The organism is Paraburkholderia sp. BL9I2N2, from assembly GCF_004339745.1.
Taxonomy (GTDB): Bacteria; Pseudomonadota; Gammaproteobacteria; order Burkholderiales; family Burkholderiaceae; genus Paraburkholderia.
Genome location: NZ_SMGP01000001.1, coordinates 1802481 through 1814483, shown reverse-complemented (window position 1 = coordinate 1814483; position 12003 = coordinate 1802481). Strand labels below are relative to the sequence as shown.

Here is a 12003-nt window from a genome sequence, read left to right as displayed (position 1 = left end):
AATGAGTACCTTGACAATACACCCGTCAGTGGACGCCGGCGTCAAGAAGGGCACCCCCGGCTTCACCGGCGGCACGCTCCACTGCCAATGCCCGAGCGACAAAGTCGAAGTCCGGGTAGAGAGTAACGTCGCGCACAACCACATTTGCGGCTGTACGAAATGCTGGAAACCGGCTGGCGCAGCTTTCGCAATGATAGGCGTGGTGCCGCGCGACAAGGTCACGGTCACCGCTCATGCCGAGAAGCTCCAGATCGTCGACGAGAAAGCGGCCATCCAACGTCATGCCTGCAAGGCGTGCGGAGCGCACATGTATGGCCGGATAGAAAACCGTGACCATCCGTTCTACGGTCTCGACTTCATTCACGTCGAACTCTCCGATGAAAGCGGCTGGGAAGAGCCGCGCTTTGCGGCCTTCGTCTCGTCGGTAATCGAAGCTGGCGGCGCGAAACCGGAACAGATGGACGATGTGCGCGCACGGCTCACTGAGCTCGGACTCCCACCGTACGACGCGCTCAACCCGCCGTTGATGGACGCGATGTCCACGCATATCGCCAGGCGCACTGGTGTGCTGAAGTAGTGCAACTCAGGGCGGCTCGTCCGTACCGATCCGCCCGTCCACAGGATTCGCAATGGAGCGGATAGCGTGGCAGCGATGCGGCATAGGTGGCAGCCTTTAGCTGTCACGCCCCGCATCCGATGCACGGGCTCAGGGGGCGTGCAACCGCGATCGCCAGTCGAAGCTCCGTAGCGATTTGCTGCGACAGTACCGCGAATACGCCGACGCAAAATGTCATACGTTTTCCGGGCAATCGTTCGCATGGGAAGGGTACGCCATGACGGGACTTCGTTTTCTTGCCGCCCTGCTGGTTGGGATCTCGGTGCTCTCGTCGTTGTCGCCGGCGCGAGCCGAGCCGGAACAGAGTGCGTCCGCTGCCGCACCCGCATCATCGCCCCCGGCCGCTGTCGCGAAGGCCCGCCGGTTGAACCTCGCGGTCAAACCGTGGACCGGCGACTTCGACGCGATGCTCGAGCGCCGCATGATCCGCTTTCTCGTGCCGTACAGCCGGACGCTGTACTTCGCCGACAAAGGTCGAGAACGCGGGTTGACCGCTGAACTCGCACGAGACTTCGAACGTTACGTCAACACCCGCTACGCCAGCCGGCTTGGCAAACGCCCGGTCACGGTCTTTCTGATTCCGACAACCCGGGACAAACTTCTGACGAACCTGCGGGCCGGTTTGGGCGATATCTCGGCGGGCAACCTGACGGCGACCGATGAACGGCGCAAGCTTGTCGACTTTGTTGCGCCGCGTGACCGCAAGCCGGTCCGCGAACTGATCGTGACCGGTCCTCGCGCTCCGGCTATCGCCACGCTGGACGACCTCGCGGGAAAGCAGGTGTATGTACGCAAGGTGACGAGTTACTACGAGAGTCTGACCGCGCTCAACGACCGGTTCAGGAAAGGAGGCAAGCCGGTCATGCAGATCACGCTGCTGCCCGACGCACTCGAAGATGAGGACATACTCGAAATGCTAAATGCGGGGATGCTCGGCATCGTGGTGGTCGACGACTGGAAAGCAAAGATATGGGCCCAGGTTCTGCCCAAAATCAAGGTCAGGGAGGATCTGGTGGTACGCAGCGAAGGCTATGTCGGTTGGGCGATCAGGAAGAACAGCCCGCAGTTGCAGGCTGCGGCGACCGATTTCTATAACGAGTTCGCCAAAAAGCAGGGTGTCATCGACTATCGGCTCGCACAGTTCATGAAGCGTATCAAGCAGGTCACTGATGCTTCAGGTGCTGCGGAGCGCAAGCGTTTCGAAGAAACACTGACCCTCTTCGAGAAGTATGGCAAGCAGTATGGCTTCGATCCTCTGATGCTGGCCGCCCAGGGCTATCAGGAATCGCAGCTGAACCAGTCGGCGCGCAGTCACGTCGGCGCGGTCGGCGTCATGCAGTTGATGCCGGGAACAGGCAAGGAAATGGCAGTCGGAAACATTGGTGTAACCGAATCAAACATCCATGCGGGCACCAAATACATGGATCGGCTGATGACACGCTACTTTCAGGACGCGCACTTCGATGACACCAATCGTGCATTGTTTGCGTTCGCGAGTTATAACGCGGGGGCCGCCAATATTGCCAGGATGCGCGCGGAAGCCACCGCACGTGGACTGGATCGGGACAAGTGGTTCAATAACGTCGAGATCGTAGTCGCGGAGAAGATCGGCATCGAAACCACGACGTATGTACGCAACATCTACAAGTATTACGCCGCATACCGCTTGATCGTCGATGCGCAGCAAACGCGCGACAAGGCGATTCGCAACATGCGTCCCGGCGGGTGATCGTTGCCGGTGCGCAGCCGACGTCCGAATGCCCGATGGTCCCGCGCGCGAATGACGTACATGGCCGCGTCTTGACCGTCCAGGTCGCCGACATATGTTGCGCTGATGCCGAGCGTGGCTGTCACTTCTCGCAAGGTCGCAACGCCAGGCCTGAAGTTCGACATCTGCTCAGGCCTCACTTCGACCCCGGCCGACATGCAACCGCGCGGCCTCGATCGGCAGGACGGATAGACACGCGGCGCTGGCGTGACGCTCGCCTCAAGCGGCGAGCGCGGCATCGACCGCGGCAACGTAGTGCCGAAAGCCAGCCTGCAGCAGCTCGGTTCGCACGCGCCCGAGCTCGCTTCGCACGGCTTCGTTCGCGGGCTCCCGCAGGGTGCGCGCGAGCACGCGGCCGCGCGCCGCGAACAGCTCGGCCCAGGGCAGCGGTTCGCGGCGCGTGTAGACCTCTAATGCCGTCACGTAGAGCAGCACGCCGGCCGGATCGCGGGCCGACAGCATCGCTTCGATGGCGTCGCGGTAGAACCAGAGGTGGTTGTGGCCGACCGCGCCGAGGCGCAGGAGATTCTCGCCTTCCGCCAGCAGCCGCGCACGCTCGTCGTTCTCGTCGACCGCGCGGGAAAGAGCGCCCAGGACCTTCGGCCCGCAGAACTGCGTGCCGACTTCGCGCGAGATCGCGAGCGCCTCGCGAAGCGCTTTCACCGCTTCGCCGCGGCATCCATCGTCCAGCCATACGCGTGCCTGCATTTCCAGGTTCTGCGCTTCGAATCGGCGCGCGCCCAACTGCCGGATCACCCGCATTTCCTGCTCCAGATGAACCCGCGCAGCCTGCACATCGCCTAGCTCGTAACAGGCGAATACGCCGAGCGTCTCGCCCAGCAATTGCGCGCGCGGCTGCCCGATCAGCTCGGCGGCGCGCGCGGCGGCAACGGCGTCTTCGCACGCCTGCCGCGCGTCGTTCAGATAGATGCGGCTGAAGCCCTGCATCGAACGATTGGCGACTTCGATGCGGCCGAACCCGTGCTCGCGGCTCAACGCCACGCAATCGCTGAAATGGCGGAACGCGGTCTGCATCCTCCCCTGCGCGTACGCGGCATCGGCGAGGCCGCCGAGAGCGCGGGCCTCCGCCTCCGGCAAGCCGAGGCGCCGCGCATAGGCGAGCCCGCGTTCGTGCTCGGCGCTGCAGGCATCGATCTTCCCGAGCGGAAAGAGGATGTTGCCGCGCAGATGGTGAAGGCTCGCGAGCTCGGCCACCCGGTCGTCGCGCTCCGCGATCCGCTGCGCGGCCGCGAGCAGGTCTAGCGCTTCGTCGAGACCTTCGCTCACGCGCAGGCCTTCCGCAAGCCCGAGCTGACAGCGGCACAGACTCGCGTCGTCGGGGGCGACCGCCAGCGCGGCGCGATAGGTAGCGGTCGATCCCGCGATGTCGCCGAGGTCGCGCTGGAGCTCACCCTTGCAACAGCTCAGGGCGTGCCGGTCCGCATCTGTGTGCGCGATCTCGAGGCCCCGCTCGGCGAGGCGCAGCGCGGCCTCGACCAGGTGGGCCGTGCGCTGCGCGCCCGCGGCGTCCAGATAGGCCCGCGGCGCCTGTTCGTCCTCGGCGCGGTCGAGATGCTGGGCGTGCAGCGTGGAGTCGCCGTGCGCGAACCAGTCGGCCGCGCAGCGGTGCAGCTCGCGCCGGCGCGCGCGCAGCAGCGTCGAGTACGCGCTCTCCTGAATCAGCGCATGGGCGAACAGGAAGTCTTCGCCCTCCGGCAGGACGAGCGCATTAGCGAGCAGGCCGTCGCAGACGTAGCCGGGATCGTCGATGAGCCGCCGCAGCAACGCGATGTCGAAACGCTGGCCGATCACGGCGGCCGCCTGGAAGGCCAGGCGGTCGTGTGGCGCGAGGCGGTCCATCCGCGCGAGCACGAGGCTGCGGATCGAGGCGGGCACGGCGCTGCCGCCGCCCTCCTCCGCGTTGCGCAATAGCTGCTCGAGAAACAGCGGGTTACCGCCCGCGCGCTCGATGCAGGCGCGCGCGACACGCTGCGTCGCGTCGATGAAGTTGCCCGCGAGGCTCAGGGCCTCGTCCTTTCGCAGCGGTCCGAGATCGATCGTCGCGAACGGGGTGTCCCGGCAGCGCGCACGCCACGCCGCATCGATCGGATCGCCTTCCACCCGCGAGGTCGTCACGAGGAGGCCCGGGCCGTTCGCGATGCCCGAGGCGAAGGCCGCGAAATAGTCGAGCACTTCGGGGTCAGCCCAATGCAGGTCCTCGACGACGATCAGCGTCGCCGCTTGCCTGCACGCGTCCTCGGTCAGTCTTGCAGCAAGCGCCTGCTTGCCGCGCTTGCGCGCGCCGTGGTCCATCGCGTCGTACAGGGCTCGCCATTCGCCCGCGAGCGGGAGATCGAGGAGGTCGTGGAGAAACGCGAGCTGCTCGGCCTTGACGACGCCCTCAGCGGCGAGACGCGCGGCGGCGGCCTGGCGCGCGTCGCTCGATGCGCCGGCCGGCAGGCCGAGCAGGCTGCCGACGATCGCGTGCACAGGGTCCTGCCCCTTGCCCACGCCGAAGTCGAGCACGAGGCCCCGATGGATGGCGAAGCCCTGCGACTGCGCGTAGCGGCGCATCTCGTCGACGAGGCGCGTCTTGCCGATGCCCGCTTCGCCGCGCACCAGGACCACGTGGCCGGCCCGCCTCGCGACGCACGCGTGGACGATACCGTGAAACTGTTCGAGCTCCGCCTGGCGTCCGACGAAAAGGCTCTGACTCGCCTTCGCCGATTCGCTCGCGATGGCGCGCAGCCGCCATGCCCGCACCGGCGTATCGATGCCCTTGAACCGCTGCTCACCGATCGCGTCGCAGACAACGGCATCGCCGAGCGCGCGCGCCACGTCATCGGAGAGCCAGGTCTCACCGGCCGCCGCCGCGGTCTGGAGCCGCGCGGCCAGGTTCACCGGATTGCCGGTCACGGTGTAGTCCCGCGCGTCGACGCAGCCGAGCGCGCCCGCGACCACCTCGCCGCTCGCAATGCCGACATGCGCCTGCAACGTCCGCCCCGCTTGCGCGCTCAACTGGGTCAACGCGTCATGGATGTCGAGCGCCGCGCGGGCCGCGCGCAGCGTGTCCGTCTCGTGCGCGCGGGGAGCGCCGAACAGCGCCATCACCGCATCGCCGATGTGCCTGTCGGTCGTGCCGCCATAGGCGAGCACGATGCCGTCGACGAGCGCCGTGTAGCGGCCGATCAGCGCGCGCAGTTCCTCCGGATCGAGCGTGCGCGACAGCGCCGTGAAGCCGCAGAGATCGGCAAAGAGGATCGTGACCTGCCTGCGTTCGTCCGCGGGGGTGTCCACGGCGAAGGGCACCCGCGCCACCGGCTGGGCCGCGGTCGCCGAGTCCCGCGCGGCGGCAGCGAGGATGCGTTTGCGGTGGCCGAGCGACTGCACCCCGAGCTCCTTCAGGTCGCCATCGGTCAGCTGCGCGAGCAGCGACAGATCGATGTCGTTTGCCGCGAACGCTAGCGCGTACTGCTCAAGTCCCAGGACGTGCAGCCATTGCTGGATATCCATGTTCGCCGCCTGCATCCAATGCCGGGCGGCGCGCGCCGCTCTGCCGCCCGGGTCCGCTTCCGGCTCCTTCCCATGGGCTCAAAGCGCAGACGAAAAGCGCGCGCCGCTTGCCGATGCGAATGGCCCCGAGCCTGTCGGGGATCGTGCCGATGAATACCCAGTGTAGGCGTCCGCCACGGCCCTCGTATGGCGTTTGACACGCTTTCGATCGAGGACGGATACTGGACGGCTCCCTATCGCGCCTCCGCATTCCACCGGGAATTCACGTGAAGCCGGGCAAGACCGTTTCCGTCTCCGACGCCCCGCCACGCTCGCGCGTCGCGGGGCTGCCCGGCGATCTGGCGGCCGGGGCGATATCGGCGCTCGTCATGCTGTGCTACGCGATGAGCCTCGGCACGATGATCTTCAGCGCCGATCTCGCCCGCTACGCGATGCTCGGCGTGCCCACCGCGCTCGTCAGCTGTGTCGTCACGGCGCTCGTGATTTCCCTGACGAGCTCGATGCGACTGAACATCGGCGGCCCCGACAGCAATGCGGCGGCGTTTCTCGCGGGTGTGGCGGCAGGCGTCGCGAGCAGCGTGCGCGCGGACGGCGGCTCCCCGCAGACCCTCCTGCTGACCGTGCTGATCGCGATCGCGCTCTGTTCACTCGTGACCGGCATCGTGCTCTACGCGATCGGTTCGTCAAAGCGCAGCCGCTCGCTGCAGTTCCTGCCTTACCCGGTCCTCGGCGGATTCCTCGCCGGCACGGGCTATCTGCTCCTCGCCGGCGCGTTCCGCGTGCTGACGGGCGAGTCCCTGCAATGGCAGACGCTCGTGCTGTTGACGCATCTTCACTGGCTCGCGTGGCTCCCCGCGCTCGTCGTAGGGGTGCTGGCCACCATCCTGATGCGCACCTGGAAGCACGTCGCGGCGCTGCCGCTTACGCTCGCCTTCGGCATCGTCCTCTTCTACGTCCTGCTGCGCGCCGCGGGCCTCTCGATCGACGAAGCGCGCGGCATGGGGCTGCTGCTGCCGCGCGTGGCGCTGCGGCTCTCGGGGTTTCCGGAGCTGCACCTGACAGCGCAGCTCGCGCAGGGTGGCATCGACTGGTCGGCGATCGCCGCACACCTTCCGGAGAGCCTCATCGTCACGTCGGTCTCGGCTGTCACGATCCTGATGAATTCGACGGCAATCGGCGCGGCGACCGGCGAGGAAGTCGATCTCAATCGCGAGATGCGGGCCGCGGGCCTCGCCAATCTCGCGAGCGGGCTTCTGGGCGGAATGGTCGGCTACCAGTCGTTCAATCGCTCGATGCTCAACGCGCGCGTTGGCGCGACGAGCCGGCTGGCGGGCGTGTTCGCGTCGCTCGCGTGCCTCGTCGTGCTTGCCGCGTCGCCCGGTCTCGTCGCGCTCTTTCCCGTGCCGGTGCTCGTCGGCCTCCAGCTTTTCATGGGGCTGCGCCTCCTCGTGCAGTGGCTTGTCGGCGCCTATGCGAAGCTCAATTGGTACGAGTACCTGCTCGTGCCCGTCATACTCGGCACGATCGCGGCGTGGGGCGTGATCATCGGCGTGGTCGCGGGCGTCGTCGCCGCCTGCGTGATGTTCACGCTGCTCTACGGGCGGGTTAGTTGCATACGCATGGAATTCGACCTGCTCACCCGGACATCGAATGTCGAGCGCAACATCGAGGAGACCGAATCGCTGTGCGGACTCGGCGCACAGGTGTGCGGAATGTGCCTGCAAGGGTTTCTCTTCTTCGGCACGGCCAACTCGATTCTCCACCGCATACGCGAGCGGCTCGCCGCGCGCGAACCGGCGTCGGTCCGATTCGTCGTGCTCGACTTCGCGTCGACCCAAGGCATAGACGCGTCGGTATCGATCAGCTTCGTCAAACTGCGGCAGCTCTGCGCGGCGACCCACGCAGACTTGATCTTGACCGCGCTGCCGCCGCACTCGCGCGATCTGCTGACTAAAACCGGCACGCTCAATCTGCGGATTCGTGAATTCGACACGCTCGATGCCGGCCTGGAATGGGTCGAAGACCAACTGCTCGCCTCAAACGCGCTGGCGCCGAAACGCGGTGCCGACCTCCACGCGATGCTCGCGCGGCATTTCACGGCCGGCGCGCTGGACACCCTGTCCACCTATCTCGAAGTGCATGAGTTGCTAGCCGGCCAGCCGCTGTTTCGTCGCGGGGAGCCGGGCGACGCACTCTACATCATCGAACGCGGGCGGGTCGCGGTTTCGCTGCCGCTCGGCAACGGGCGGTCGGTGAGGCTGCGCGCTTCCGGCCCGGGCACGGTCGTCGGCGAAATGGCCGTGTACACGCAGCAGCCGCGCAGCGCGGACGTGTTCGCCGAGGTGCCGACGCGCGTGCGCAGGCTGTCGCTGGCCGCGCTCGTTGCGCTCGAGCAAGACAACCCCGCAGCCGCGCAGCAGTTTCATCGCTTTCTGGTGAAGGTCATCGCGTCGCGGCTCACCCTCGCCACCGAGGCTCTGCGCGCGGCCTATTGAGCGGTGGGCGGGGACGGTGTTCGGGTAATTGCCGTGGCGCTTCGAAGGCGGCCGACGCGCGGTCGGCGTGTATAGCGAGGCGTGTAGCGATGATACGAGAAGCGTGCTTAAGCGGCGAGAGTCCGCTATCCGATGGTACGTGACGCTTGAATGCCCACCACCAGACATGATTCTGGCGAAGACCCCGACGGATTGCGTGCTGCCCGCCCCAGAGCGCCAGACCATCGGCTCAGCAACGGCGCAGAAACCGCGCTTGTCCGGTGACTCCGAAGACGGTTGCCGCTGTGCCGGTCCATACGTTCGTATCATGGGAATCCGGCCGTCTTGGCACTACGCTTCCCAGTGAAGCGTTCATCCTGGACGCTGGCGCTCTTCGCTATCGAGAACGCCTCACACCAGGCGGTCCCCATGGGTTCTCTCCGGCTTGTTTCGATTGTCGACGACGACGAGTCTGCCCGCCTCGCCACCGAAAGCCTGGTGCACTCGCTGGGGTGGCCGACGCGTACCTTCGATTCGGCCGAGGCATACCTGCAGTCGATGCCACCGGCGGGCACCGCCGGGACGGGGTGCCTGATTTCCGATGTGCGCATGCCCGGCATGTCGGGCATTGAGATGTTCGAGCACCTGCTCGCGCTCGGCGCTGCGCCGCCGACGCTCCTCATGACAGCCTTTCCCTCCGATGCGCTGCGCGCCCGGGTGGCCGCGACCGGCGCCTTGGCCCTGCTCGAAAAGCCGCCCGACGCCGCCACGCTCGAGCGCCATCTGACGCGTGTGCTCGGCACACCATGATCGAAAACCGTCGCCGTCGTAGCTTGCGTCTCGGGCGGTGAGCGTGACGTGACGCGTTCGCGAGACTCGTGACGGCGCCTGGTGACGACGTGGCTCTACGCCGCGTGCCCCCTTGAGATGGCCGGCTTCACCCTGCGATCAGACCGCGCTCGCTACGAGCGCAGCACCTCCGTGCTCGCCTGCGCGTTCTTCCTGGTCGGCAGCGTGAAGCGGAAGACGGCGCCGTGCGGCTCGTTCGGCGCGGCTTCGAGCCGTCCGCCGTGCGTCTCGACGATGGACCGGCTGATTGCGAGGCCCATGCCCATGCCCTCGGCCTTCGTCGTATAGAACGACTGGAACAGGCGGTTGAGGTGGCCGGGGTCGATACCGGTGCCCGTGTCGCGTACCTCGACCATGGCGGTGTCCGGGTCGGCCCTGGCTGTGCTGATCGTCAGCTCGCGCGGCCTGCCGTGCACGCCGGTCATCGCTTCGATGGCGTTGACGATCAGGTTCATCAGCACCTGTTGCAACTGCACACGGTCACCCTTGACGAGGCGGACGTCATCCGAAAGATCGTTGCGCAAGCCGACGCCGTTGCGCAGCAATTCGGGGCGCGTCAGCGCCACGACTTCGCCGACAGCTTCGTTGAGATCCCAGTGCTCGATGCGTGGCGGTACCTTCTTGACGAGCGCGCGTACGCGGCTCACCACCTCGCGGGCCCGGTTGGCGTCCTTCTCGATGCGCGTGAGCGCCTGCCGGACTTCCTCGAGCACCGGCGGCCGGGCATCGAGCCAGCGCAGGCCCGCGTTCGCACTCGTGACGACGGCGGCGATCGGCTGATTGACCTCATGGGCGATCGACGCGGTCATTTCGCCGACCACCAGGACGCGGTTCAGTCGCGCGAGATCGGACTGTGCCTGCTGCAGCGCCTCCTCCATCCGCTTGCGTTCGCTGATGTCGATGTTGGTTTCCAGGATCAGCGCGGGTTGTGCGGCATTGTCGCGCTGGAGCGACCAGCGGCTCGTTACGACGACGGACGTGCCGTCCGCCTTGCGGTTGATGAGCTCGCCCTCCCAGCGGCCTTCGCGCAGCAGCCTGGTCATGATCTGCTCGAGCGGCGTGACGAACGTTGTTTGCAGGAGCGTGGGCGCGACAGCGCCGAGCGCCTCGGCGCCCTTGAATCCATACAACTCCTCGGCGCCGCGATTCCAGTAGAGGATCTTGCCGTCCATGTCGCGCGAGAAGATGGGGTCGTGCGTCAGGTCGAGAAGATTCGCCTGATTGCGCAGCGTCGATACCGTTTGCTGCGCGTGCAAGGCCAGGGCCGTCACGACGCCGATCGTCACGATGCTGATGAACTCGTTGATGAGGGTCTCCACGCTCGGGCGGGCGGGCGGCGCGAGCGCCCAGCTCAAGACCGTGAGCGCCACGCAGCCGAGTCCGACAAGCACGACGCTTCGCGGCTTGCAAAAGCGTGCTGCGATCAGCACGACGACCACATAGAGCGTCGCGACGGCGATGTCGAGCAGCGTGGCCGTATCGGCGATGAAGATGACCGCCGCCAACGCGGCGGTCGCGACAGCGAGTGTAACGGTGGTCTTGCGCGGCGAGCGCCTTTCGTCTGTCATCCCGGCTCCAGCTCGATGCGTTTGATCGGCACACTGGTGTGCAGCGTGGGCGACTCACGCTTGCGCATCTCTCCCGGCATCTCCCGGCTGGGAAAAAACCAGGCAAGCGAGTTAAGTATAGGAATGTTGACTATCTCCTTACAAGCGGAGCGTTGCCGTGCCTGGCACTGGCGCGCTGGCGCTCTGCCCTCGCGCGTATTTCGATCCCATCTTTCTGCGCCGCACCGCTATCCGCGCTTGAAGATGGCTCGGGTCGCGGGGCGAGATCCGGCGTGACGGGCTCTTGCAGTGCGCGCGATATCAGCGGCCAACAACGCTGGGGCGCAAGGCCAGCGACGACGCGCATGAGGACAGCTACGCGGTCCATGGTATGCGCGCCGCGATTCCCACCGACGCTCCAGTTTCCAAAGCAATCGGCGACAACGGCAATCAACGCCGCCACGATCCATGCGGCAACTCCACATCCCGCTGTGCCGCGGCCAATCCCTCCAGCATGCCGGCGCGGTCGAACGGAACGCAATACACCGGCTTGGCGCGCTCGAAGCGCCAACTGTCCGCCAGCGCGCCGGCGTCGACGGGATCGAAACCGAACTGATCCAGCAACCCGCTCACGACGCGTTTGGCGTGCTCGTCGTCACCGGCAAATGGCAGCGCGCGGCGCTTCGGCGTATGAGGCGCTGAGCCATCGGTTTCGAGATCCCTCGCCAGAATCGCGTTGAAGGCTTTCACCACACGAGCGCCAGGCAAGGCGGCGGCAAGCATCTGGCTGGTGGTCGTGGCGTGACTGTCGAGCGCCTCGATCCGGCCGTCGCGCTCGGGATAGTGATTGCACGTGTCGATCACGATCTTGCCCTCCAGCGCCGCTGCCGGCAGCGCGTCGATGTTGCCGAACGGCACGGCGACCACCACCACCTCGCCGAACGACGCCGCCTGTTGCGCCGTACCGAGCGCGCACCCTATCGCCGCAGCCGTGCTGATCAGCGTCCGCGGATCGCGGGAATTGCTGATCATGACTTCGTGACCGTTCTGCTTCGCCAAAGTCGCCATCGCGCGGCCGATAAAGCCCGCGCCGAGAATGCCTATCTTCATGTTTCACACTCCATGCGTGTCTGAGGATCGCTCCGTCGAGCACCCGCCCGACGGTGAGAACCACTATGATTCAAAACTTCAACGGAATAAATGTCCGCGATTCGATGACTGTCGAAAGCAGGAGTG

7 protein-coding genes are annotated in these 12003 nt (G+C 66.3%); 4 read left to right on the top strand and 3 right to left on the bottom strand.

Annotated features, from left to right (window positions below):
* Position 1 precedes the first annotated feature (1 nt).
* Positions 2-577 carry an S-(hydroxymethyl)glutathione synthase gene (gene gfa / locus B0G74_RS08495; protein WP_132374384.1) on the top strand — a complete coding sequence of 192 codons (576 nt, stop codon included), beginning with the start codon at positions 2-4 and terminating at the stop codon, positions 575-577.
* Between the two features lie 256 nt (positions 578-833).
* Positions 834-2345 (top strand): transglycosylase SLT domain-containing protein, encoded by a 1512-nt coding sequence (locus tag B0G74_RS08490; RefSeq protein ID WP_132374383.1) that lies wholly within the window; start codon positions 834-836, stop codon positions 2343-2345.
* Between the two features lie 258 nt (positions 2346-2603).
* Here B0G74_RS08490 and B0G74_RS08480 read toward each other — a convergent pair whose 3' ends face one another.
* Positions 2604-5897 (bottom strand): adenylate/guanylate cyclase domain-containing protein, encoded by a 3294-nt coding sequence (locus B0G74_RS08480; RefSeq protein WP_132374381.1) that lies wholly within the window; start codon positions 5895-5897, stop codon positions 2604-2606.
* A gap of 266 nt (positions 5898-6163) precedes the next feature.
* Between B0G74_RS08480 and B0G74_RS08475 the strand changes: the two genes are divergently transcribed.
* Together B0G74_RS08475 and B0G74_RS08470 are read left to right on the top strand one after the other, a co-directional pair.
* Positions 6164-8392 (top strand): SulP family inorganic anion transporter, encoded by a 2229-nt coding sequence (locus B0G74_RS08475; RefSeq protein ID WP_132374380.1) that lies wholly within the window; start codon positions 6164-6166, stop codon positions 8390-8392.
* Between the two features lie 408 nt (positions 8393-8800).
* A complete protein-coding gene (locus B0G74_RS08470) occupies positions 8801-9181 on the top strand; it encodes a response regulator (RefSeq protein WP_132374379.1) in 381 nt (126 codons plus the stop codon).
* A gap of 152 nt (positions 9182-9333) precedes the next feature.
* On the opposite strand, the gene B0G74_RS08465 is transcribed toward B0G74_RS08470, so the two are convergent.
* Positions 9334-10725, bottom strand: coding sequence for an ATP-binding protein (locus B0G74_RS08465; RefSeq protein ID WP_165923836.1), 1392 nt, complete (start codon positions 10723-10725; stop codon positions 9334-9336).
* 492 nt (positions 10726-11217) lie between these two features.
* A complete protein-coding gene (locus tag B0G74_RS08460) occupies positions 11218-11877 on the bottom strand; it encodes an NADPH-dependent F420 reductase (RefSeq protein WP_132374377.1) in 660 nt (219 codons plus the stop codon).
* Positions 11878-12003 lie beyond the last annotated feature (126 nt).